The sequence below is a fragment of the Pseudarthrobacter arbutini genome, assembly GCF_054510915.1.
The window spans coordinates 99120-121352 of sequence record NZ_JBTNDQ010000001.1 but is presented as its reverse complement, the minus strand read 5'-3'; the positions used below and the strand labels follow the sequence as shown (position 1 = coordinate 121352).

Here is a 22233-nt window from a genome sequence, read left to right as displayed (position 1 = left end):
GGCTCCTAGCCTTGCAGGATGAGCAAACTAACGGACGGCCAAACAACCGGAATCAACTGGTCCGCCGTGTTCGCCTTTCCCAACCCCGTCAATGAATACGCGGCCCGGATCACCGCCGGCCTGGTGGTGCTCCTCGCGGGCGCCACACTGCTGAGCGGGTCCGTTTGGGGACTCGTGCTGATCGCCGTGGGCTTCTGGCTGCGGGTGCTCTTCGGGCCACGGATTTCGCCGCTGGCATTGCTCTCCGTCAAGGTTCTGGCGCCCCGCCTGGGCCGCGTTCGCCTGGTTCCCGGACCGCCCAAGCGTTTTGCCCAGGGCATGGGAACGGTGGTGTCCACTACGGCGCTGGTCCTGTTCCTTGCCGGTGCTGCCCCGGCAGCCTGGATTGCGCTCGCAGTACTCATTGCGGCTGCCTCGCTGGAGGCTTTTGCCGGATTCTGCCTGGGCTGCGTTATCTTCGGAGTGCTGCAGCGCCGGGGTCTGATCCCGGAGGACATCTGCGAGGCCTGCAACAACGTGGCGCTCAAGCGGTTGTGACGCCCACCAGCAGGTCGGCCATGCCGCGGATGACGTCCGGCCCTTCGAGGGCGTCGAGCCATTCCGGGGGCAGGCACTCTTCGCCGTAGTAGGCGCCCAGGATGTTTCCGGCGATGGATCCCGTGGAATCGCTGGCGCCGCTGTGGTTGACGGCCAGCGCCACGGCTGCCCGGAAATGGTCTTGCGGCGACAGTGCGGAGTCCGCATCGGGCGCTGTGGCCAGGACAGCGTAAAGCCCGACGGCGAACGCGTCCTCCGCGACCCAGCCCTCGCCGAGTTGCCGAACCAGGTCCTCCGGCGACAGGACGCCTGTTCCCGCACAGCGGATGGCGGTTTCAAGCCGCTCGGGAAGTTCCGCCGCCACATCTTTCAGGCCACGCACTTCGGCCAGGACCGCTGCCGCCGCGTCTGCGAGGGTGTCACCGGCCACCAGGCGGTGGATCAGCAGGCTGAAGCTTCCGGCACTTTGCCGTGCGGACGGATGGCCGTGCGTCAGGGAGGCGGCGTCGGCACTCAACTTATAGACGGCGTCGGACGCTATGAAGGGAATCAGGCCGAACGGTGCCGACCTCATCACTGTTCCGCGGCCCTTCGAGTCCGGGTTCACCGGCCGGTACACCGTTCCCATTTCGCCGGTGGCCAGCCCGCGGAGGCACGCGTTGCCCGGGGCGCGGCGGTGCCTCAGGACCTCGTTGCCGTCGATCCACCGCGGCGGCTGTGCCGGGGCCTGTGGCGGTACGGACTCGCCCTGGGTGGCCAGCCAGCGGAGGTAGGCCAGCCACAGGCAGGCGTTCGCGTCGGCGCCCACGCCGTCATTGGCCCATTCGAGCACCTCCACCAGCCCGTCCACGGTGTACAGCGTCAGCTGCGTGTCGTCCGAAAAGTGGCTGCCGCCGTCGAGCGCTGCGAAGTCCGTCAGGCCCGCGGGGCCGAAGCGCTGGCGGATGGCCTCGATCGGGTCGAACTCCACCGCGTAGCCCAGCGAGTCTCCCAAGGCCCCGCCCAGGAGGCAGCCGTGGATGCGGGACTTCAGCGGGGGCGCGGCAACGGCGCCCGGTTCAATGCTCATGACAGTAAATTTACCGTGGGGCGAAGGTGGAACGCGCCGGGGCGCCACGCCGTCCGTCCACTAAGCTCGGACTCAGCCAACGCCCAGAATCCCTTGGCAGAATGCAAAGGCACCAAACCCCAACGATAAGGATTGCCCCACCATGACCACGCCTGTGCCCGTCCACCGTGATCCCGCCCCCGGGCTGACTGCCGGCAGCGGTGCCGAAATCCGGCACGGGCTGGTGTCCAGGCTGTCTGCCGAAGCCTTTGGCAGCCTTTTCATCGTGGTGGCAGGCCTGGGCGTGCCGCTGTTCTCCATCCCGCAGTCCAGCCCGCTGCCCGCCGCGCTCGCAGCAGGCCTGGCAGTGACCGCGGCGATGCTGGCCTTCGGCTACGTTTCCGGCGGACACTTCAACCCGGCGGTGACCGTTGGCCACGCCGTCGCCGGCCGGATCCGGCTCGGTGACGCCGCTGCTTACATCGGCGCGCAGCTGGTGGGCGGGCTTCTCGGCGCCCTCGCACTCTTCGGCATCCTGCGCACACTGCCGGGCATCCAGGACAGCCGCACGGCGTTCGACACCGTGACCGCCGGATTCGGCGAACATTCCATCATCCAGGCGCCCCTCGCCGGCGTGCTCCTGCTGGAAGTTCTCGGGGCCGCCATCCTGGTTGCAGTCTTCCTGGGCACCACCGCACGCAACAACGTCAACAAGACGGCAGCCGCCGTAGCCGTGGGCCTCGCCTTCGCGGTCCTGCTGCAGCTGGGCCTGTCCGTGGGCAATGCGCCGTTCAACCCCGCCCGCGCCACGGCCTCGGCCGTCTTCAGCTCCAGCTGGTCCCTTGAGCAGCTGTGGCTTTTCTGGGTTGCTCCCCTGGCGGGCGCAGCCATCGCCGGGCTGGTCTTCCGTGGGTTCGCCGAGCCGGTTGCTGCCGTTACTGCTTCGGCCGCTGGATCAGCCGCTGACGGGTCAGTGTATGACGGCAGTGAGGCCGACGACGTTGTGGATTTTGACGACGACGAGGATGCCGACGTCGATGGCGTCGTCGCCGACGAGTCCGCTGCGGTGCCCGCCAAGGCACCTGCTCCGGCCAAGCCCGCACCGGCTCATGCCGCCGCGGACCAGCCGGACAACCGCGACGAGGCCCAGGAATTCTTCGACGGAAAGCGCGGCTAGCTGGCCTGACTGGGCAACGGCCTGTTGCGGCGGTTTCCTAAACTGTCGGTGGCAGCCGCTAGCGTAAGAATATGCGGTTATTGCACACATCGGACTGGCACTTGGGCAGGTCCTTCCATGGCGTCGGGATGCTGGACGCCCAGCGGTCATTTGTTGATCAGCTCGTCAGCGCTGTCACCGGAAATGCCGTCGACGTCGTCCTGATCGCCGGCGATGTCTACGACCGCGCCCTGCCCGGCGTCGACGTCGTGGGGCTGTTGGACGATGCCCTGGTGCGGCTCACGGCGGCCGGCGCCACTGTGGTGCTGACATCCGGCAACCACGACTCCGCGATCCGGCTGGGCTTCGCCTCCCGGCTGCTGGAACGTGGCGGCGTCCACTTGCGGACCCGGCTGGCGGACCTGGACCAGCCTGTCGTCCTGCCCCTTGAGACGGGTGACGGCGGGACGGCCGGTGCCGTCCTGGCCATCTATGGAATCCCCTGGCTGGAACCGCGCCTGGTCGCCGAACAACTCGGTGCAGAAACAGCCAGCCACTTCGAAGTCACCCGCGCCGCCACTGACCGCATCCGGACAGACCTCGCGGAGCGCAGCGCTGCGGGAACCGTCCATTCGGTGGTCCTCGCCCACACGTTCGCCAGTGGAGGGATCAGCTCCGACAGCGAACGGGACCTCAGCATCGGGGGAGTCGGAGCCGTGCCCCTGGACCTCTTCGACGGATTCAGCTACACCGCGCTGGGTCACCTGCACGGCCGCCAGACCCTGTCGCCGCAGGTCAGGTACTCGGGTTCGCCCCTGGCCTACTCGTTCTCCGAAGCCAAGCACACCAAGGGAAGCTGGCTGATCGACATCGGCCCGGACGGCGTGACCGCTGTATCGGAACTGTCGTGGGAAGCCCCGCGGAAGCTGGCCGCGCTCCGCGGCGATATCTCGGAGCTCCTGGAGTCCGCGGAACATTCCTGGGCCGAAGGGGCGTACTGCCAGATCACCCTGACGGATGAGCAGCGGCCGGCGCAGGCCATGGAGCGGCTGCGGGCCCGGTTTCCGGACACGCTGGTCCTCGGCTTTGATCCGCAGGGCGGCGCCGTCAAGGCGTCCAAGAGCTACAGCAGCCGGCTCGCCGAAGCCCAGGATGATCTCTCGCTCTGCTGCGGATTCCTCGATCATGTGCGGGGGCGGGACGCGGACGACGCCGAGCGGTCGGCCATCGCCGCGGCTCTGGATAACGTACGCCTGAAAGAGGCATCGCTATGAGGATCCACCGCCTTGCCATCTCCGCCTTCGGGCCCTTTGCGGGTACCGAGGAAATCGACTTCGACAGGTTGAGCGCCCACGGACTCTTCCTCCTTAAAGGGCCTACGGGGGCAGGGAAGACCAGCGTGCTGGACGCCGTCTGCTTTGCGCTGTACGGATCCGTGCCCGGGGCGCGCCAGGAGGGTAAGCGCCTGCGCAGCGATCATGCCGAGCCGTCGCTCGAACCGGCGGTAACCTGCGAGTTTTCCGCCCAGGGGCGCCACTTCGAAGTCACCAGGTCGCCGGCCTGGGATAAACCCAGTGCCCGGGGGAAGAACGGCTTCACCACACAGCAGGCCAAAACGCTCCTCCGGGAACGCATCAGCGGGACGTGGACGGAGAGATCCGGACGCAACGACGAAGCCGGCGCTGAAATCACCGCCCTGCTGGGAATGGACCGGGAACAGTTCACGCGCGTGGTGATGCTGCCGCAGGGCGATTTTGCCGCCTTCCTGCGGTCCAAGGCAGCCGATCGCCTGGAACTGCTGCAGAAGCTCTTCGGCACCCAGCGATTCGAGGCCCTGGAACAGGAATTGGCGGCGCAGGCGCAGGCCGCGCGGAACGATGTTGCCCGGCTGAACGCGGAGCTTGAGCTGCTGGCGGCGCGGGCGGAAGCCGAGGCCGCCGCGCTGGCCATTGACGATTCCGCAGCTCCTGCCCAGGAAGAATCTTCTGCCCGGATCGAATGGCTGCAGGAATCAGTGGCCCACCGCGCAAGGGAACTGGCTGCCGCGGCGGGGGCCGCAGCAGCTGTCAGCAGGCACACCTCCGGCCGGCTGGAGAGCGAGTCCGCGCGGCGGGAACGGCACCGCAAACTGGCAGCCGCCGAGGCCAGGAAGGCAGCCGCAGAGGCAACCCTGCCGTCACTGGAAGTCCACGCCGCCCGCCTCGAACAACACCGCCGCGCCGAGGTGCTCTCGGGCCAGCTGCATGCAGTCCAGTCCAGCCAGACCCAGGTCCGGCACGCGGCGGGAGCCATGGAATCCGCCATCACATTGCTGCGCATGGCGGCGGATGAAGACCCCGAACTGGACCAGCTGGACCTTGGCGCCTTGGATGCGGACCACCCCGATGGCGGGCTCTCCGCCGCAGGGGCCCTTGATATCGCTGGTGAGCTCAGCCGGCTCCGGTCCCTGTTGGCCGTTGTGGAAGCAAGATTGCCGGACGAAGAACGCCTCCATTCACTCGTTGCCAGGCGTACCGCACTCAGCACAAAGCGGCAGGAACTCACACAAACGGATATTGACCTGGGCGTTTCGCTGCAGGCCCTCCGCGCGGAGCAGGAAACCCTGACGGCGGGCCTCGAGCCCCTGACGGACCTGGCCTCAGCCGCCATCCTGCACGCCAAGGAAGCCGCTGCGGCTGAGGAACTTCTTGACGTTGTCCGGCGCTACGCGGCTGCACGCGCGGCGCAGGGACTCGCCAACGAGCGCCACTCGGCGTCCCGGGAGATCCAGCTCGAGAAGAAACTCCGCTGGCTGGACCTGCGCGAGGAAAGACTCGCCAACGCCGCCGCCGAACTCGCCGCCCAGCTGGCCGAGGGGGAAGCCTGCCCGGTTTGCGGCAGTGCGGACCACCCGGCTCCCGCTGAGGCTGCTGCCTCAGCGCTGGGCCTCAGCCAGGCCGAGGAAGCCGCCCAGCACGACCACGAGTCTGCGGAGAAAGATCTGGCAGCGCGGGCCCGTGAGTTGGGCGACGCGAACCAGCTGGTGGCTGTCCTTGAAGGCCAGGGCGGTGACACCCCCGAAGAGGATGCGATTGCAGCGTTCGAGACTGCCCGCACCGCCGCCGGAGAGTCGCAGCTGGCGGTGAAAAACCTCAAGGACCTCCGGCGGCAGCTTGAGGGCTCGGAGGCCCGAATTGCGGCAGCGGACTCCGCCATGCGCAGCGCAGCATCCGAACTCGCGCAGGTCACCGTTGAATTGTCGGGACTGGTGGACCAGCTGGCGTCCCTTGACGAGGCGCTCTCTGCCCTGCGTGGCGGCCACCGCAGCCTCACACACCGGCTGCGGTCGCTGCAGGACGCTGCTGCCACACTGGAAAAGGCCGTGGAGGCCCAGGCCTTGCTCAGCAGGGCCAAGGCCAGGGCCGAGGAAGCGCGGATCCAGCTTGACCTGGCGTTGCCGGAGGCTGGTTTCAGTTCTGACGTTGAAGCCCGGGCGCAGCTGCTGTCGGCCATCGACGCCGACGCCCTGCTGGCTGACGTCCGGGCCGGCCACGACGAACAGGCGCGGATTGCCGAGCTGTTCGCATCCGAGGACCTGCGGCAGGCACTGACGGAAGAAGCAGCCCATCCCGCGGTGGACGAAGCCCTCATTGCCGAGCTGCAAACCGCCGCGGAGCAGGCCGGGGAGGAGGCACGCGCCGCCGATCTCGCCGCCGGAATGGCCGTGCGCTGTGTGGAATCGCTGGCCGCTGTCCGCAATGACTACGAACGGCTTGCCGGTTCCGGGCGGGTTCCGCGGGAACGCGCCCAGCTGATGACAGCCCTGGCTGATACCGCCGCAGGCCGGGGAGACAACACGTACCGCATGAGCCTGAACAGCTACGTCCTCGCGGCACGGCTTGAACAGGTGGCGTTGGCTGCTTCCGAACGCCTGGTGGCCATGAGCGATGGCCGATACCTGCTCCAGCATTCAGACGCCAAGGCGGCGCGCGGCGCGAAATCCGGGTTGGGCCTGGAAGTGGTGGACCAGTGGACCGGACACCGCCGGGATACTTCCACACTTTCCGGCGGCGAATCCTTTATGGCGTCACTGTCTCTGGCACTGGGGCTGGCGGACGTGGTGCAGCAGGAATCCGGCGGCATCCAGATCGAGACGCTTTTTGTGGACGAGGGTTTCGGCAGCCTGGACGAACAGTCCCTGGAACAGGTGATGGATGCCCTCGAAGGCCTACGCGACGGCGGGCGCGTTGTGGGTCTCGTCAGTCATGTGGGGGAGATGAAGCAGCGCATCGGAACCCAGCTCCAGGTCCTCAAGGGCCGGAACGGTTCCACCCTCCGCATTTCCGACGCCGCCGAGGCGCTGGTGTGACGGCGGCCATGGCGGGCTGGACTGGCCCCAGCCGGCCTCTATAATTGGATAGTTACCGGGTCGCGCGCATCGGGAGGAGGGACGATGCGCATTACTGAACGAGCCCGGAACCTTGAACTCTTCAACAATGTCCTCCCTGCCCGCTTCCCTGGAAGCCCCTCTCTCTCCTGACACTGCGCCAGCCTCCGCTGCGCTGGCTCCGCCCACCGGGCGGTTCGCCAGGCTCCCGCACCTCGCAGGCCGCAGCTTTATCCCCCTGGGCCTGTTCGCCCGGCTGCCCTTGGCCATGCTTAGTGTCGGCGCCCTGACGCTTGTTACCTCCGTGACCGGCTCCTACGCGCTCGGTGGCACTGCCGCTGGTGCTGTGGGGATCGGCTCGGCCCTCGGCGCCCCGGTTTTCGGTGCCCTCGCAGACCGCAGGGGGCAGCGGCCCGTACTCCTGGTGGCGGCGGTGCTCAACACTTTGGCTGTCCTGGCCCTGATCGGGACGGCTTGGGCTGCGCCCGAAGCCGAGTCTTTTCCCGTGGCCGTGATCGCCGCCGCATTCCTTTCTGGGGCCAGCTGCCCGCAGGTAGGGCCGCTGGCCAGGGTGCGCTGGATGGCGCTCACCTCGCGGGGCAAGGGAGCGAAGGGCGGCAGGGATCTGGACACGGCACTGTCGTACGAAGGCACGGCTGATGAGCTGACGTTCGTGCTGGGACCGGCTCTGGTGGGTATCCTGGCCAGCCTGGTGGCCCCTTGGCTGCCGTTGGCCTTGGCCGCAGCCATGACCATCACGCTGGTGCCCGCCTTTGCCGTGCACTCCACGCACAAGGCGGTTCCCCTGAACCGGGGCTCGACAGCTTCGCGCAAGGCTGCGAGGATTCCCGCCGTCGTCGCACTGCCCGTCCTGGCGATGGTGGCCATGGGCACTTTCTTCGGGTCCGCCCAGACGGCTTTGAGCTCCTTCTCCGCCAGTTTCGCCACCTCGGAAATCGCCGGACTGCTGTATGCGGTCATGGGACTGAGTTCGGCCGCCGCAGCCCTGTCCGTGGCGTACTGGCCCCAGCGCTTCACTCCCGCCGCCCGGTGGCTGGTCAGCGCGGCACTCATGACGGTGCTCGCGTTGCTGCTGCTGGTGCCCGGATCGTTGGGCGGCATGATTGCGGTGCTTCTGGTCCTGGGATTGCCCGTGGGCCCCGTGATGGTCACAGTCTTCGCGATCGGAGGCCTGGTGGCGCCGGTGGAAAGGCTGGGCACTGTGATGACAGCTCTGGCAAGCGGGATCGTGGCGGGTACCGCACTGGGGGCCGCCGTTGGTGGCCAGCTGGCGCAGGCCCACGGCTATCATGCCGCATTCATTGTGCCTGTGATTGCCGCCGGCGGCCTGCTGGTGCTTGGTGCCGCGGCCGCCGTCATTCTCCGCAAACGCCACTGATCGACGCCGTGCGCTGGTCACGGCCAGGCGGCGTGTGCAATGGTCAGCCCAGCTGGGCCTCAATGCGCGCGGCACCCGCCATTAGCGCAGCGGCGATTTCGTCCGGATTCTGGGCTGCCCGGATATAGACGACGGCCAGCGCGGCTGGCCGGCCGGCAGGGACCATGATCGGAACTGCCACGGAGGATACTCCGGCGATGACTTCATCGTGGCTGGCGGCATAGCGCAGCTGCCGCGCGGTTCCCGCCTCGGGCCGATAGGGGATTCCCGGGGCTGCCGTATGCCACTCAGCTTCTGAATAGGCGGACTGGATCGCAATTCCAGGGGCACCGGCGCTGATGGGATGCCGGGAGCCAGGGTGCTGGACGATGGCGGCCCCGGTATGCCGCGGGTCCACGGTGACCAGCGTGACACAGTCATCGCGGTCCCAGACGGCCACAAAGGCACTCATGGTCAGGGAGTTCGCGAGTTGCGTCAGTTCCGGCAGCGCCGCCGTCTGCAGGTTGCGGGCAACCCCCCGCGCCAGGACTGCCAGCCCGGGCCCCGGCTGGACTCTGCCCGCGTCATCGCGCACCAGCAAGGAGTGATCCTCCAGGGTCCGCAGGATCCGGTAGGCCACGGAACGGTGAACCCCCATGGCGTCGGCAAGTTCCGCAATGGTCAAGGGAGTCTCCGCGGCCGCCAGGATTTCCAGCGCACGGATTCCGCGCGACAGGGTCTGGGACGGCGAAGCCTGAGCTGCTCCGGCGGGGACTGCGGTGGGCGTCATGGGTCCCATCCTAGGCGGCTGCACGGGCGCTGCCCGGGTGCCGTGACGGTGCTTCCCTCATTCGGACTGCGTGCGGATTTCGAAAAGCTCTGTGCTGATTCCGAAAAGGAAGTTCAACTATCGAACTGACTCGCATCAACTATGGAACTGATCCGCGCGGAGAATCAAGAAAAATAGTGCGTTTCGTCACATCTTCGCGTAACGTCATACTAACTGACCGTTCGATCAGTAAATCGGACGGCCTAAATCCACCGTCGGCAGCCGTTATCCCCAACCAGGCTGCCCCAAGCCACGGAGTTCCAATGACCGAAACTTCACGCGTCGATTCCGAGGCGGGCCCGAGCAGCAAGCACGAGGAACGCAAGGTCCTCGCAGCAACGCTGGTCGGCACCACCATCGAGTGGTACGACTTCTTCATCTTCGCGCAACTGACGGGTACCCTGCTGTCCCCGCTGTTCCTGGCTCCGCTGAACGAATCCAATCCGGGCCTGGCCCAGATCCTGTCCTTCGCGCTGATCGGCATCAGCTTCCTGTTCCGCCCGCTGGGTGCAGTGGTTGCCGGCCACCTTGGTGACCGGCTCGGACGCAAGGCCATGCTGGTCTTCACCCTCCTGATGATGGGCGCAGCCACCTCTCTGATCGGCATGCTGCCGACCTACGCGCAGATCGGCGTCTGGGCCCCCATCCTGCTGATCATCCTCCGCATTGCCCAGGGCTTCTCCGCCGGCGGTGAATGGGGCGGCGCTGCCCTGATGGCAGTGGAGCACGCCCCCAGGAGCCGGCGCGGCGTGTTCGGCGCGTACCCGCAGATCGGCGTCCCGGTCGGCATGATCCTGGCCACCGGCCTGCTCTTCATACTCAACTCGAACATGTCCAAGGAAGATTTTGCTTCGTGGGGCTGGCGGGTTCCGTTCCTGCTGTCCATTGTGCTGATTGTGGTGGGATACCTGATCCGGCGGGCCGTGGCCGAGAGCCCCGTCTTCCAGGAGATGGCGGCCCGAAAGGCCGAAAGCAGGGCGCCGCTCAGCGAGCTCATTCGTAGCCACAAGAGGCCAGTCCTCTACTCGACCATGATCTTCATCGCCAACAATGCCGCTGGCTACCTGTTGATCGCTTTCTTCATCTCCTACGCCACCAGGACGCTGAAGATGCCGGTCCCGGAAATCCTGCTCGCCACCACCCTCGCCTCCTTCGGCTGGCTGATCTTCACGCTCGCCGGCGGCTGGCTCTCAGACCGGATCGGCCGGGTCAAGACGTTCCTGATCGGGTATGCGATCATCTTCGTCTGGATGATCCCGATGTTTGCCCTGATCGACACCAGGAACATCTGGCTTTACGGCGTGGCGCTCTTCGTCCTGACCATCGGACTCGGTCTCTCCTACGGCCCTATGTCGGCGATGTACGCCGAGATGTTCCCGGCCAATGTCCGCTACTCGGGCATCTCCATCGGGTACGCGTTCGGTGCGATCCTGGGTGGTGCTTTCGCCGCAACCATTGCCGAGACTCTGCTGCAGAGCACCAAATGGACCGGATCCATCGGCATCTACATCATGATCCTGTGCGTGATTTCGGCTGTCGGGGTTTTGCTTGCCAAGGAGACGAAGGGCAACCCGCTGGGCGTCAGCAGCCACCACTAAAGTTGTACGCATCGCGGAACGGCGGGTTCGGGCCATCTGGCCTGGACCCGCCGTTTGGCTTTTCGGGCCCGGTGTTGCCGCCGACGCCTACTGGTTCAGCAGGCTGATGGCGTCCTCATCGGCCAATTGTTCGAAGTGCCGGTAGAAGCTGCCCACGGCGCGGAACTTGCCCGGCAGATGCAGGCACAGCACGGCGTCGCACACGCGGGACACGGCCGTGTAGGCTTCCACCGAACCCACCGGCGCTGCGGCGACGACGCGTGCCGCACCACCGGAACGGGCTGCCTCGGCGGCAGCGCGCATGGTGGCTCCGGTGGCCAGGCCGTCGTCGAGCAGTAGAACTGTTTGACCGGTGAGGTCGTTGTTGGTCCCCGGGTAAGTCGCGGCCCGGCGGAGCAGCTCGGCCCTCTCGCGTTTCTCCACTTCGTCCAGCCACTCCTGGCGGACGCCGTGGTCCAGAATGCGGGTGATCAGGGGGCGGTTGAGCAGGCGCACTATCCGGCCTCCCGACCAGGCCAGCGCACCGAACGCTGTTTCGTCGTGGCCGGGGATGCCGAGTTTCCGGACCAGAACGGCGCCGAGTGGCAGGTACAGGGCCTTGGCGGCCGCGGCGGCGACGGGGATGCCGCCGCGGGCCAGCCCCAGGACGATGGTGTCGGGGCGTTCCCGGAACTGGGTGAGCACCGCCGCCAGCCGTTCACCGGCATCGGTGCGGTCTTCAAAACGCGTGCTCATTGTTCCCTCTCCGGCTGTCTCCGCCCCGCTTCCAGCCTACCTTCTGCTGCCGCGCCGGGAACCGGGGGATACTTCCTCCCACCGCTGCTCAGTTACGAGAGGGTGGCGGTAACAGCCTTGGTGATTTCGTGGATCACCACCGTCCGTTCAGGGATGTCGCTCAGGTCGGCACCCTTCGTGAAAACCACCAGCACGGAGCTACCGGAGGACATCGAGAGGATGGCGGCGTCGTGGAGTTCGTCATCGAGCAGCCCGTATTTGTGGAAGACGGTGACGCCGTCCGGGACTGCGGCCGGAATGAGGTTTTCGTAGTTGGTGTCCTGCATGTAGGACAGCAGCTGCTCCGTATGATCCTGGTCCAGGAGCCGGCCCTCGAACAGTTGCTGTCCTGGACCATCGCCTGGATCTGGAACTCCGAAGTGAACGCGCCCAGCCGATCAACGAGGGACGCCGAACCCTCCTCCACGAGGTGGTAATAGGCCGCGGCGGTCAGGATCTTGGCCGTGCTCGCTTGCCTCGAACGGTTCCTCTACGCCGTACTGGTGCACGTCCCCGCCGTCTGTAGCCATCAGCGCAACACCCATCTGGTACTGGCTGTTGGCGCCGATGATGGCATCGATGGCTGCGTCCAGGCCCGCGTCAATCGGGGCGGAGCTTGCAAAGGTGTCGATGGCAATTGATGTGCGCGATGCCGCACCCTGCACGGGCCGGGCAGGCGCCAGGATGTAGAGGGCGGCGATCAGGGCCACGGCGAGGAACCCGGCGGCAGCCACCAGGACGGAGCGGCGGCGCAGGGCGGCGACCTTGCGGCGGGCGCGTGGCTGGGAAGGATCGTGCATCTGACGATCCAAGCAGCGGAGCCTATGCGGGAGCTATGAAATCCCTGTCAGGAATCAGCCGCCCAGGGGTCAGCCGCGCAGTGCTCAGACCCCCAGGAAAGCGATGGCGCCTTGTTTGAATGCCCGGCTGGTGATGGCGTTGGTGTGGTTCCGCCCGGGTAGCGTCAGCTGTTCAGCCATGGAACCAGCCCGGATGCCGAGTTCCGCAAGCTGCGGCATGGTGGCCGCGCGTTCATCCTGGTCGCCGGCCACAAGGAGCATGGGCATGTGGGGGACGGCTTCGGCCGGATCGAAGGGCTCGGCCTTGATGGCATCCACAAGGGACAGCAGCGCGAAGATGTTGTTGCTCGGCAGGAGCATGGCCATCTTGAGCAGGCCGGCCGTTGACTCGTCCGCGATGGGGGTTCCGTCTGCGAGGTAGTTCTGGGCGGCGATGAGGTCAAAGGCCGCCAGCGGATCGGCGATGTTCGGTCCGCCCAGGACCAGGCGGTGGACGATCTCGGGCTGGGTGGCGCCGAATTCCCAGGCGAGCCGGGCGCCCAAGGAATAGCCCACAACGTCCATCCCGCTGGTGGGGTCACCGTTGTGCAATGGCCGCACGCCGGCGTCGAACGCTATCTGCAGCAGATCTGCGCGGATCCGGCTGGGGGAGTAGGAGTCCATGTCTTCGGGGGCGCCGCTGCGGCCGTGTCCTGGCAGGTCCACGGTGATGACGCGGCGGCCAGCCTCCAGCAGGGCGGCCACCCAGCCGGTGTCATGCCAGTTGAGTTTGCTGGAGGACGAGAAGCCGTGCAGCAGCAGCACAGGGCGCAGTCCGGCGTCGTTCTGGGGGTCGTGCACCTCCACAAAAAGTTGGGGGTCCGTGCCCTCAACGGTGTGGGAATGCATCTCGCCGGTGTGCCTGCCGCTCATGGTGTCAGTCCTCATCAAGTACGGCGCTCAGGCGGACCCGGCGCGTCGGTGCCTCGTCCTTCGGGACCGTGCCCACGATTCCGGCGGTGTTGTCCGGCACCTCGAACACGATCAGGGGTTCGCCGACATTGATCCTGTCGCCTGCCCCACCGAAGATACGGACCACTTTACCTGCCTGCGGACTGGGCAGTTCAACAGCGGATTTGAGGTCTCATGACGACATCTGCTGCCACTTACATTGGTTGGCGATCGCGGGTGGTGAGCCGGGCACCGATCCAGCAGGCCGCCGCGAGGCAGGCAACCAGGACAAACGTGCTCAGCAGCTGGCCGCGGCTGCTTTCCGCGCTGAAGCCGACGGCGAAGATCAGGCCCAGGAGGACCAGCCCGAAGATGGTCAGGCCCGGGAAACCCTTCATCCGCAGCGGAAGGTCGGCACCTTCCCGGTCCGCCCGGCGCCGGAGGATCAGCTGCGAAACAAGGGCCGTGCCCCAGACCACCAGGCACGTGGATCCGACCAGCTGGAACAGGGCCGGCAGGATCCGGTCCGGGAACAGCAGCTCCAGAACCGTGGCAAAGAAACCGAACGCCACGGACACGCCCACCGCCACCATGGGCACGCTGGCGCCGCTGAGCCTGGCCAGGAACCGGGGAGCCTCGCCGCGTTCGGCGAGCGAGTACGCCATGCGGGACGCGCCGTAGAGGTTGGCGTTCAGTGCAGAGAGAAGTGCGACGACGGCAACCAGGGTGATCGCCGTGCCGGCGCCCGGGATCCGGGCCGCGTCGAGCACGCCGGCAAATGGCGAGGCGAGTCCTTCGGAGGAGACCGGCAGGACGGCCGCGATGACAAAAACCGACCCGATGTAGAAGACCAGGATGCGCCACAACACCGTCCGGATGGCCTTGCCCACGCTGTGCTCCGGGTCCTCCGTTTCCGCGGCGGCCACGGCCACGATCTCGGTTCCGCCGAAGGCAAAGATCACCACGAACAATGCCGTGGCGATTCCGCCAAGCCCGGCGGGGGCAAAATCAGTGGTGATGTTTGCGAGTCCAGGCGAAGCTACGTCGGGCAGGAGACCCAGCAGCAGGGCGGCCCCCACGGCCAGGAACGCCACAATGGCGGCAACCTTTAGGATGGCGAACCAGAATTCGAACTCGCCGAAGTTCTTGACGCCCGTCAGGTTGATGGCCGTAAACACAACCATAAAGATGAGTGCCAGGGCCCAGACGGCGATAACCGGCCAGACGGAGAACAGCAGGCCCGCGGCGCCGAGTGCTTCCGCGGCGATGACCACCACCAGCTGGAGCCACCACAGCCAGCCCACGGTGGCGCCGGCGGTTTTTCCGAGCGCCCGCTCGGCGTAGACGGAGAACGCGCCGCTGGTGGGATTCGCAGCGGCCATTTCGCCCAGCGCCCACATCACCAGGATGATGAGCGTCCCGGCGACCAGGTACGAGATCAGCACGGCGGGCCCCGCGGCCTGGATGCCGGCCCCCGAACCCAGGAACAGGCCGGCGCCGATGGCGCTGCCCAGTCCCATCATGGTGAGCTGCCGGGGTTTCATGGTGTGGCCGAGGTGGGATTCCGGCCGCACTGCCGTGGACTTCGATGTCATGCCTGTGAACCTTCTTGGGGTTGGGATTGGTGCCCCCCGCGGGGACCACTTGAATTTACCGCCTAAGTCGCTGGCCCGCGGGCAACGGTTGTGGAGCGACGGTGGCACTTTGAATCACTAGGACGACTATTGGCTAGCAACTTGCTTACCCCATGGCGGTGCATGAAGGAGTTTGTATGAACGTGGATACCCTGGATGCCAAAATTGTCCGATTCTTTACCGACAGTCCGCGGGGCTCGGTGCTGGAGGCCTCGAGGGTTCTGGGCGTTGCCCGCGCCACCGTCCAGTCGAGGCTTGACAGGATGACGGAGGCCGGCGTGATCAGTTCGTGGGTGCCCCGGCCTGATCCCGCCAAGTTCGGCTTCCCTGTGGTGGCCTTCTGCTCGCTGACCATCAACCAGGACCTGGGCCACGGTGCGGTGGCCGAGGCGCTGGCCGCGATCCCGGAACTGATCGAGGTCCACACCGTTTCCGGCAGTTCGGACCTTATGGCGAGGATCGCCGCGCGGTCCAATCCGGACCTGCAGTGTGTTCTGGATGCGATGATCGCCACCAGGACCGTGCTCCGCGCGTCGTCCGTGATTGTCTTCAACACTCATTTCCAGGGCAGGACGCTGAACCTGCTCGAAGCCGCGGCCGCCAGGCAGCCGGAGTAAGGTCTCCGGGGACCCGCCCAAGGAGCCTTCGTCCAGTCGCACGGGGCGGCGAAACATTTTGAATCAGAGGAAGGTGGCCGTAGAATCAGTTAGAGTCAAAATGACTATAACTAAGTGATGGCAATGAAGCCCAGATGCAGAGAGCGGGTGAGTGACCGTGTACAGCAGCTCAGCGAACGTCTCCGAACGGGCCAGCGCTGCACCCTCGCTCGCGATCTCCACCGTCATCTTCGCCCTGCGGCCCAGCGAGTCCTCGGGCCGGCCTACGCTCTGGCTTCCCCTGGTCCGCAGGATCCGTGAGCCGTACAAGGACCTTTGGGCCCTTCCCGGCGGACCGCTGACGCATGTTGAATCCCTGCAGGATGCCGCGTCCCGGAACCTCCGGGAAACCACCGGACTCACGCCCAGCTACCTGGAGCAGCTCTACGCGTTCGGCGGGCTGCACCGCTCACCCACGCAGCGCGTGGTGTCGATCGTGTACTGGGCGCTGGTCCAGCCCACCGAGGCCGCCCTGGCCGACGAATCGGAGAACGTGAAGTGGTTCAGGGCAGACAAGGTGGGGGACCTGGCCTTTGACCACAACGCCATTGTTGAGTACGCGCTCCGGCGCCTGCGGAACAAGCTGGCCTACGGCTCGGTGGCCTACCACTTCCTGGGGGAGTACTTCACGCTCGCCCAGGTCCGGGAAGTTTATGAAGCCGTCCTGGACACTCGGCTGGACCCGGCCAACTTCCGCCGCCAGCTCAAATCCACGCCGGAGATCGAAGAAACCGGCGAATACCTCCAGGGCGGCAAGCACCGCCCGCCACGTCTTTACCGCTTCACCGGCCGTCCCGGCCTTGACCCCGATAACAGGAGCACACCATGAGCAGCGTCAACACAGCCATCCAGCTGATCACGCGCGAACAAGCCGAAAGCGCGGCCCGAAGCGCGGCAGCAGGCAAAACAGCGGCCACCTGCAGCCCCGCGCTCGCCAAGGGCCCGTGGGAATACGACCTTGCCGAAGCCCTCGCGGGTGCCCCTGCCTACGGACCCGGCGCCTCCAGCGCGGACGTTGCCCCGGCCGCCACGCCGCGCCAGGGCCAGCTTCCGGAGGAATACAAGCTCGCCAGCGATGCCGAGCTCGATGTCCGTATCCGCGCGGCCAAGAAAAAGCTCGGGGACCGGGCAGTGATCCTGGGCCACTTCTACCAGCGCGACGAAGTCATCCAGTACGCCGACTTTGTGGGCGACTCCTTCCAGCTGGCCAACGCCGCCCTCACTCGGCCCGACGCTGAGGCCATCATCTTCTGCGGCGTGCACTTCATGGCCGAGACCGCGGACATCCTCTCCACCCCGGAACAGGCCGTCATCCTGCCCAACCTCGCTGCCGGCTGCTCCATGGCGGACATGGCGGACACCGACTCCGTGGAGGAGTGCTGGGAACAGCTCGAAGAGATTTTCGGTACCGAGGCCGACGCCGAGGGGCGGGTTCCGGTCATTCCGGTCACCTACATGAATTCCTCCGCCGCCCTGAAGGCTTTCTGCGGCCGGAACGGCGGCATCGTCTGCACCTCCTCCAACGCCAAAGTGGTCCTGGAATGGGCCTTCGAACGGGGCCAGCGGGTCCTCTTCTTCCCCGACCAGCACCTGGGCCGCAACACCGCCAAAGCCATGGGTGTGCCGCTGGAGCAGATGCCCATGTGGAACCCGCGCAAGGAACTGGGCGGCAACGACGAACAGGCCCTGCTCGATTCCCGCGTGATCCTCTGGCACGGCTTCTGCTCGGTCCACAAGCGCTTCAACGTCGGGCAGATCGAAAAGGCCCGCGCCGAGTTCCCCGGCGTCAACGTGATTGTGCACCCCGAGTGCCCCATGGAGGTGGTGGACGCCGCCGATTCCGCCGGCTCCACCGACTTCATCAAGAAGGCCATCGCAGCCGCCACCGAACCGACCACTTTCGCGATCGGTACGGAGGTGAACATGGTGAACCGGCTCGCGGCCGAGTACCCCCAGCACACCATCTTCTGCCTGGACCCGGTGATCTGCCCTTGCTCCACGATGTACCGCATCCACCCCGGCTACCTCGCCTGGGTCCTGGAGGAACTCGTCGAAGGCCGCATCGTCAACCGCATCAGCGTGGACGATTCCGTCCAGGACAACGCCAAGACCGCGCTCGAGCGCATGCTCGCATCGCGTCCGCTGTAGCCCGTCCGCTGTAGTCCAACTCCTGTAACACCGGAAATCGAAACGAGCCCCACATGAGCGCAGAGAGCCCAGCCGGTGGTCCGGCACCCCGGCGGCTGATCGTCGTCGGGAGCGGCATTGCGGGACTGTACGCCGCGTTGCTTGCCGCCGATGCCGGCGCCGAGGTGGTGCTGCTGACCAAGGGCGCGCTCGCGGACAGCAACACGTACTACGCCCAAGGCGGCATCTCCGCCGTCCTCGACGAGCCCGCGCCCGGGGACACTGTGGCCGCGCACATCGCAGACACACTGAAGGCCGGAGCCGGGCACTGCGACGAGGAGGCCGTCCGCGTGCTCTGCACGGAGGCCCGGCTGGATATCGCCGGCTTGGAACGCTTCGGCGTGCGTTTCGACATGGACGACGACGGCGACCCCTCACTGGGTCTCGAGGCCGCCCATTCCGCGCCGCGGATCCTGCACGCCGGCGGCGACGCAACCGGTGCCGGCGTGGCCAGAGCGCTCATCAGGACTGTCCTGGATGCGCAGGCCGCTGGCCGGATCCAGGTCATCGGGCACGCCCAGGTCATCTCCCTGTCGCAGAGCGAAGGCCGTGTGGCAGGCGTGAATTTCCTCCACGACGGGCGGGAACTCGGCGTCCACGGTGATGCCGTGCTCCTGGCCACTGGGGGAGCGGGCCAGCTGTTCGCCCAGACCACCAACCCTGCCGTGGCAACTGCCGACGGGCTGGCGCTCGCCTGGCGGGCCGGAGCCGCCGTGGCGGACCTGGAGTTCTTCCAGTTCCACCCCACCTGCATGGTGCTGCCGGCCGATGCCCTTGAGGCGGCCGGCAACGGCACCGAACCGCTCCTGATTTCCGAAGCCGTCCGCGGCGAAGGCGCCATCCTGCTGGACGCACTCGGCGAACGTTTTATGCCCGCCTACCACGCCGACGCAGAACTTGCCCCGCGCGACGTCGTCTCCCGCAGTATCGCCCTGCACCTGGCCACCCTCGGTGATCCCAACGGGCACGTGTTCCTTGACGCCATGGTGGTCGAAGCCCGGCGGGGCGTGGGCTACCTGGCCAAGCGGTTCCCCACCATCACCCAACGCACCCGCGAAGCCGGCGTCGACTGGACCCGCGAACTCGTCCCCGTGGCCCCAGCCGCGCACTACTGGATGGGTGGGGTCCTTACCGACCTCTACGGGCGGACCTCGGTGCCTGGGTTGCTTGCCGCCGGCGAGGTTGCTTGCACCGGCGTCCAGGGGGCTAACCGGTTGGCCAGCAACTCCCTACTCGAGGGACTTGTTTTTGGGCGGCGGGCTGTTGTTGCGTTCCTGGCCGGCAGTTCCACAGATCCCTCGGCGCCTGCGCTCTCGCCTCGCACCGGCGATCGCCTCGCAAGCTCGGCGGCCGGTCCGGCCGCTCACGCAACAACGGCGCTATCGGGACCTCCGGAACTGCCGGTGATGCTTAACGACGCGTCAGCGTCCATTTCCTGGCAGCTTGAAATGGTTCCGTCGGCTGGGCCCATGGAAACATCCTTTGCTGATGCGGGGCCGTTTTCTCGGGTGGCGCTTCGGCGGTTGATGACTGCTAACGCTGGGGTTTTGCGGGATGGGTGGTTGCTGCGGGAGGCGGGGGCAGCTCTTGGCTCCTGGGCCGTCGTCGAACCCTCTGAGAATGTTCCTGATTCCCTCGATCCTCGGGAGCATGAGGATGCCAATCTTTTGTTGGCTGCGCAGCTGCTGGTGCATGCCGCGCGGGAGCGGCGGGAATCCTTGGGGGCGCATTACCGCAGCGACAGCGTGCCCGCGGATGCCGCCGTCGAACATTTTGACAAGCGTTACACCATGAGCCGGAAAGCGAGCCTCGTTAATGACTAGCCTGACCCTCCCCGCAGCACCCGTCCGGGACATCCTGGAGCGGGCCTTCGCCGAGGACGCGCCCAGCGGTGACATCACCTCCCAGCTGCTGATCCCGGCGGAGGCCCGGGCCACCGCCGTGCTCAACGCCCGCGGGCCCGGCGTGTTCAGCGGCGGAACCGTCTTCCGCGACGCCATGAAGCTCATTGATCCGGAGACGGACGTGAAGTTGTTGCTTGTAGACGGTGAAGCGTTCGACGCCGGCACTCATCTCGCGCGGGTGAGGGGCAGCGCCCGCTCCGTGCTTCTGGCCGAACGGGTCGCGCTGAACCTGGTCCAGCGCATGAGCGCCATCGCCACCAAGACCGCGGAATTCGTGGAGCTTGTCGAAGGTACCAAAGCGCGCATCACCGATACCCGCAAGACCACCCCCGGCCTGCGGGTGCTGGAGCGCTACGCGGTGCGCTGCGGCGGGGGAGCCAACCACCGCTACAGCCTGTCCGACGCCGTGCTGGCCAAGGACAACCACCTGGCCGTCATGACCGGCGGCGACCCCGCCAAGCTCACCGCCCTGCTTGTCGCGGCCAAGGCCCAGCTGGGGCACACCACGCACTTCGAGGTGGAGGTGGACAGCGCCGAGCAGATCGAGCCTGTCCTCGCCGCCGGCGTTGACACCATCATGCTGGACAACTTCACCATCGATGAGCTCCGGGCCGGCGTGCGGCAGGTGGCCGGGCGGGCCATTGTGGAAGCCAGTGGCAACGTCAACCTCGGCACCGTGGCGGACATCGCGGCCGCGGGCGTGGACGTCATCTCCATCGGTGGCCTCACGCACAGCGTGGCTGCCCTGGACCTGGGCCTTGACGTCGAACTGAGGGCCGGCTGATTCGGCCATGATCTTCCTCGACGCCGCCGCCACCACGCCCGTCCGCCGCGAAGTCCTCGAGGCCATGTGGCCCTACCTAAGCGGCGAGTTCGGCAACCCCTCCAGCCACCACACCCTGGGCGAGGCCGCTGCGTCGGCGCTCGCAGGCGCCCGCGCCGCCGTGGCCAAGGTGCTCGGCTGCCGGCCGGGTGAGGTCACCTTCACCTCGGGCGGTACGGAGGCGGACAACCTGGCCGTGAAGGGCATCGCCCTGGCCCGGCAGGCTGCGGATCCGTCGGTGAACCGCGTGGTGATCAGCGCCGTCGAACATCCCGCCGTGGAAGAGTCCGCCCGGTACCTGGAGCGGTTCCACGGCTTCGCCGTTGAGGTGGTTCCCGTGGACAGCGCCGGCCGGGTGGCGCCCGCGGCGCTCGCCGCCGTGCTCCGGGCGGAGACCGCCGCCGTCAGCATTATGTACGCGAACAACGAAGTAGGCACCATCCAGCCGGTTGCGGAACTGGCTGCAGTGGCCACCGCGATGGGCATCCCGTTCCATACCGACGCCGTCCAGGCCGCCGGCTGGCTGCGCCTGGATGTCAAGGCGCTGGGCGTGGATGCCCTGAGCATTTCCGGCCACAAGCTCGGCGCACCCAAGGGCTGCGGCGTGCTGTACCTCCGCGGCCGGACCCGTGTGGAGCCCCTGGTGCACGGCGGCGGCCAAGAACGCGGCCGGCGGTCGGGAACCGAAAACGTGGCCGGTGCTGTGGCGCTGGCCACCGCCCTGACGCTCGCGCACGCTGAACGGCCGGAGCTGGCGGCTCGAGTGGCAGGGCTCCGCGAACGCTTCATCGCCACCATCCTGGACACGGTGCCCGGTGCCCTGCTCACCGGGCACCGCACGGAACGGCTGCCGTCAGTAGCGTCGTTTTGTTTCCCCGGTACCAGCGGAGAATCCGTGCTGTTGGAGCTGGAGCGGCAGGGTGTGGTGTGCTCGAGTGGTTCGGCATGCGCCGCTGGCTCGGATGCGCCGTCGCCGGTGCTGACCGCGCTGGGCTTTGACGCCGAAGTGGCGCAGACGGCTGTGCGGTTCAGCTTCACCTCAACGGTGACATCCGAGGAACTGGAGCAGGCAGCGGCAGCCGTGGGCACCGCCGTCGGGAGCGTCCGGACCCTCGGTCGCTAGATGTGGCGGGCGCGGCGGAAGATCCAGTGCCGCAGCATCGTGAACCGCACGGCGGTGGCCACGAAGCCCGACAGAGTGGTGGTCCACAGCTCATCGGACACGGTGGCGTCCGGGTGCAGCCAATGCAGCACGCCCAAGCTGCCGCCTGTGATGACCAGCGCCACGGCGATGACGATCACGCCGTTCAGGTGGTCGCGGGCCATCCGGCGCTGCCCGGAGATCTTGAACGTCAGCCTGCGGTTCAATGCCGTGTTCATCAAAGACGTCAGGACCAGGGCGGCCGCGTTGGCCAGCTGCGGTCCCAGCCAGGGGCGCAGCAACGCATAGAGCGCCAGGGAGGTGGCGGTGCAGATGATGCCGACGCCCGTGAAGCGGAGGAGCTGCCGCACCAGCGGAAACCTGAAGATTCCGCGGTAATGCTTGGTGGCCGGCGCACCGCGCGTGGGCTGCTGCGTCAGCTGGGCGGCGGGCGCAGCAGGGGTCTCCATGG

20 protein-coding genes and 1 pseudogene are annotated in these 22233 nt (G+C 67.0%); 12 read left to right on the top strand and 9 right to left on the bottom strand.

Translation table 11 applies throughout. The annotated features are described in order from the left end of the window. The first annotated feature begins 18 nt into the window (after nucleotides 1-18). Nucleotides 19-537, top strand: coding sequence for a DUF4395 domain-containing protein (locus ACX80V_RS00560; protein WP_485841566.1), 519 nt, complete (start codon nucleotides 19-21; stop codon nucleotides 535-537). Here ACX80V_RS00560 and ACX80V_RS00555 read toward each other — a convergent pair. Then, nucleotides 524-1606: an ADP-ribosylglycohydrolase family protein gene (locus ACX80V_RS00555; RefSeq protein ID WP_485841565.1), complete on the bottom strand. Its 1083-nt coding sequence runs from the start codon at nucleotides 1604-1606 to the stop codon at nucleotides 524-526. The two genes, ACX80V_RS00560 and ACX80V_RS00555, sit on opposite strands and share 14 nt — an antisense overlap. 142 nt (nucleotides 1607-1748) lie before the next feature. Between ACX80V_RS00555 and ACX80V_RS00550 the strand changes: the two genes are divergently transcribed. The 4 genes from ACX80V_RS00550 to ACX80V_RS00535 all read left to right on the top strand — a co-directional run bounded on the left by ACX80V_RS00550 (nucleotide 1749) and on the right by ACX80V_RS00535 (nucleotide 8506). Beyond that, nucleotides 1749-2762, top strand: coding sequence for an MIP/aquaporin family protein (locus ACX80V_RS00550; protein ID WP_485841564.1), 1014 nt, complete (start codon nucleotides 1749-1751; stop codon nucleotides 2760-2762). A gap of 71 nt (nucleotides 2763-2833) precedes the next feature. Beyond that, entirely contained in the window at nucleotides 2834-4015 is a 1182-nt protein-coding gene (locus ACX80V_RS00545; RefSeq protein WP_485841563.1) for an exonuclease SbcCD subunit D, read from the top strand. Beyond that, on the top strand, nucleotides 4012-7089 hold the full coding sequence (locus ACX80V_RS00540; protein WP_485841562.1) for an AAA family ATPase: 3078 nt from the start codon (nucleotides 4012-4014) through the stop codon (nucleotides 7087-7089). Before ACX80V_RS00545 ends, ACX80V_RS00540 begins: the two co-directional genes overlap by 4 nt. 127 nt (nucleotides 7090-7216) lie before the next feature. Beyond that, a complete protein-coding gene (locus ACX80V_RS00535; protein ID WP_485841561.1) occupies nucleotides 7217-8506 on the top strand; it encodes an MFS transporter in 1290 nt (429 codons plus the stop codon). A 43-nt stretch (nucleotides 8507-8549) separates the two neighbouring features. Here the strand turns inward: ACX80V_RS00535 and ACX80V_RS00530 are convergent, their stop codons facing one another. Further along, on the bottom strand, nucleotides 8550-9275 hold the full coding sequence (locus tag ACX80V_RS00530; protein ID WP_485841560.1) for an IclR family transcriptional regulator: 726 nt from the start codon (nucleotides 9273-9275) through the stop codon (nucleotides 8550-8552). A 302-nt stretch (nucleotides 9276-9577) separates the two neighbouring features. Between ACX80V_RS00530 and ACX80V_RS00525 the strand changes: the two genes are divergently transcribed. Beyond that, nucleotides 9578-10912, top strand: a complete 1335-nt coding sequence (locus tag ACX80V_RS00525; protein ID WP_485841559.1) for an MFS transporter — start codon at nucleotides 9578-9580, stop codon at nucleotides 10910-10912. Nucleotides 10913-10999: 87 nt separating this feature from the next. On the opposite strand, the gene ACX80V_RS00520 is transcribed toward ACX80V_RS00525, so the two are convergent. From ACX80V_RS00520 to ACX80V_RS00495, 6 genes and pseudogenes are all read right to left on the bottom strand, one after another. Further along, nucleotides 11000-11647: a phosphoribosyltransferase gene (locus tag ACX80V_RS00520; protein ID WP_485841558.1), complete on the bottom strand. Its 648-nt coding sequence runs from the start codon at nucleotides 11645-11647 to the stop codon at nucleotides 11000-11002. 92 nt (nucleotides 11648-11739) lie between these two features. Then, nucleotides 11740-12027: a serine hydrolase gene (locus ACX80V_RS00515; RefSeq protein ID WP_485841757.1), complete on the bottom strand. Its 288-nt coding sequence runs from the start codon at nucleotides 12025-12027 to the stop codon at nucleotides 11740-11742. A 57-nt stretch (nucleotides 12028-12084) separates the two neighbouring features. Next, nucleotides 12085-12486: a hypothetical protein gene (locus tag ACX80V_RS00510; RefSeq protein ID WP_485841557.1), complete on the bottom strand. Its 402-nt coding sequence runs from the start codon at nucleotides 12484-12486 to the stop codon at nucleotides 12085-12087. 84 nt (nucleotides 12487-12570) lie between these two features. Further along, the gene (locus ACX80V_RS00505; protein WP_485841556.1) at nucleotides 12571-13398 is read right to left on the bottom strand and encodes an alpha/beta fold hydrolase; all 828 of its coding nucleotides are present in this window, start codon (nucleotides 13396-13398) and stop codon (nucleotides 12571-12573) included. A 4-nt stretch (nucleotides 13399-13402) separates the two neighbouring features. After that, a pseudogene (locus ACX80V_RS00500) lies at nucleotides 13403-13603 on the bottom strand (biotin/lipoyl-containing protein); the annotation flags it as partial. Between the two features lie 28 nt (nucleotides 13604-13631). Beyond that, nucleotides 13632-15011 (bottom strand): amino acid permease, encoded by a 1380-nt coding sequence (locus ACX80V_RS00495; RefSeq protein ID WP_485841555.1) that lies wholly within the window; start codon nucleotides 15009-15011, stop codon nucleotides 13632-13634. 176 nt (nucleotides 15012-15187) lie between these two features. On the opposite strand from ACX80V_RS00495, the gene ACX80V_RS00490 reads away from it, so the two are divergent. From ACX80V_RS00490 to ACX80V_RS00465, 6 genes are all read left to right on the top strand, one after another. After that, entirely contained in the window at nucleotides 15188-15667 is a 480-nt protein-coding gene (locus ACX80V_RS00490; protein ID WP_485841554.1) for an Lrp/AsnC family transcriptional regulator, read from the top strand. 157 nt (nucleotides 15668-15824) lie between these two features. Continuing rightward, complete coding sequence (locus tag ACX80V_RS00485) at nucleotides 15825-16535, top strand: NUDIX hydrolase (RefSeq protein ID WP_248764125.1); 711 nt, start codon at nucleotides 15825-15827, stop codon at nucleotides 16533-16535. After that, on the top strand, nucleotides 16532-17854 hold the full coding sequence (gene nadA, locus ACX80V_RS00480) for a quinolinate synthase NadA (protein WP_248760060.1): 1323 nt from the start codon (nucleotides 16532-16534) through the stop codon (nucleotides 17852-17854). Before ACX80V_RS00485 ends, nadA begins: the two co-directional genes overlap by 4 nt. A gap of 53 nt (nucleotides 17855-17907) precedes the next feature. Then, complete coding sequence (locus ACX80V_RS00475; RefSeq protein ID WP_485841553.1) at nucleotides 17908-19716, top strand: L-aspartate oxidase; 1809 nt, start codon at nucleotides 17908-17910, stop codon at nucleotides 19714-19716. Beyond that, on the top strand, nucleotides 19709-20581 hold the full coding sequence (gene nadC / locus ACX80V_RS00470; protein ID WP_485841552.1) for a carboxylating nicotinate-nucleotide diphosphorylase: 873 nt from the start codon (nucleotides 19709-19711) through the stop codon (nucleotides 20579-20581). Before ACX80V_RS00475 ends, nadC begins: the two co-directional genes overlap by 8 nt. Before the next feature lie 7 nt (nucleotides 20582-20588). Then, entirely contained in the window at nucleotides 20589-21743 is a 1155-nt protein-coding gene (locus ACX80V_RS00465; protein WP_485841551.1) for a cysteine desulfurase family protein, read from the top strand. Here ACX80V_RS00465 and ACX80V_RS00460 read toward each other — a convergent pair. After that, on the bottom strand, nucleotides 21740-22231 hold the full coding sequence (locus ACX80V_RS00460; protein WP_485841550.1) for a GtrA family protein: 492 nt from the start codon (nucleotides 22229-22231) through the stop codon (nucleotides 21740-21742). The two genes, ACX80V_RS00465 and ACX80V_RS00460, sit on opposite strands and share 4 nt — an antisense overlap. Between the last annotated feature and the right edge of the window lie 2 nt (nucleotides 22232-22233).

What these genes read in the sequence shown, in the direction of transcription:
- ACX80V_RS00560 (WP_485841566.1), top strand. Translation starts at nt 19, where the DNA reads ATGAGCAAACTAACGGACGGCCAAACAACCGGAATCAACTGGTCCGCC.
- ACX80V_RS00555 (WP_485841565.1), bottom strand. Translation starts at nt 1,606, where the DNA reads ATGAGCATTGAACCGGGCGCCGTTGCCGCGCCCCCGCTGAAGTCCCGC.
- ACX80V_RS00550 (WP_485841564.1), top strand. Translation starts at nt 1,749, where the DNA reads ATGACCACGCCTGTGCCCGTCCACCGTGATCCCGCCCCCGGGCTGACT.
- ACX80V_RS00545 (WP_485841563.1), top strand. Translation starts at nt 2,834, where the DNA reads ATGCGGTTATTGCACACATCGGACTGGCACTTGGGCAGGTCCTTCCAT.
- ACX80V_RS00540 (WP_485841562.1), top strand. Translation starts at nt 4,012, where the DNA reads ATGAGGATCCACCGCCTTGCCATCTCCGCCTTCGGGCCCTTTGCGGGT.
- ACX80V_RS00535 (WP_485841561.1), top strand. Translation starts at nt 7,217, where the DNA reads ATGTCCTCCCTGCCCGCTTCCCTGGAAGCCCCTCTCTCTCCTGACACT.
- ACX80V_RS00530 (WP_485841560.1), bottom strand. Translation starts at nt 9,275, where the DNA reads ATGACGCCCACCGCAGTCCCCGCCGGAGCAGCTCAGGCTTCGCCGTCC.
- ACX80V_RS00525 (WP_485841559.1), top strand. Translation starts at nt 9,578, where the DNA reads ATGACCGAAACTTCACGCGTCGATTCCGAGGCGGGCCCGAGCAGCAAG.
- ACX80V_RS00520 (WP_485841558.1), bottom strand. Translation starts at nt 11,647, where the DNA reads ATGAGCACGCGTTTTGAAGACCGCACCGATGCCGGTGAACGGCTGGCG.
- ACX80V_RS00510 (WP_485841557.1), bottom strand. Translation starts at nt 12,486, where the DNA reads ATGCACGATCCTTCCCAGCCACGCGCCCGCCGCAAGGTCGCCGCCCTG.
- ACX80V_RS00505 (WP_485841556.1), bottom strand. Translation starts at nt 13,398, where the DNA reads ATGAGCGGCAGGCACACCGGCGAGATGCATTCCCACACCGTTGAGGGC.
- ACX80V_RS00495 (WP_485841555.1), bottom strand. Translation starts at nt 15,011, where the DNA reads ATGACATCGAAGTCCACGGCAGTGCGGCCGGAATCCCACCTCGGCCAC.
- ACX80V_RS00490 (WP_485841554.1), top strand. Translation starts at nt 15,188, where the DNA reads ATGAACGTGGATACCCTGGATGCCAAAATTGTCCGATTCTTTACCGAC.
- nadA (WP_248760060.1), top strand. Translation starts at nt 16,532, where the DNA reads ATGAGCAGCGTCAACACAGCCATCCAGCTGATCACGCGCGAACAAGCC.
- ACX80V_RS00475 (WP_485841553.1), top strand. Translation starts at nt 17,908, where the DNA reads ATGAGCGCAGAGAGCCCAGCCGGTGGTCCGGCACCCCGGCGGCTGATC.
- nadC (WP_485841552.1), top strand. Translation starts at nt 19,709, where the DNA reads ATGACTAGCCTGACCCTCCCCGCAGCACCCGTCCGGGACATCCTGGAG.
- ACX80V_RS00465 (WP_485841551.1), top strand. Translation starts at nt 20,589, where the DNA reads ATGATCTTCCTCGACGCCGCCGCCACCACGCCCGTCCGCCGCGAAGTC.
- ACX80V_RS00460 (WP_485841550.1), bottom strand. Translation starts at nt 22,231, where the DNA reads ATGGAGACCCCTGCTGCGCCCGCCGCCCAGCTGACGCAGCAGCCCACG.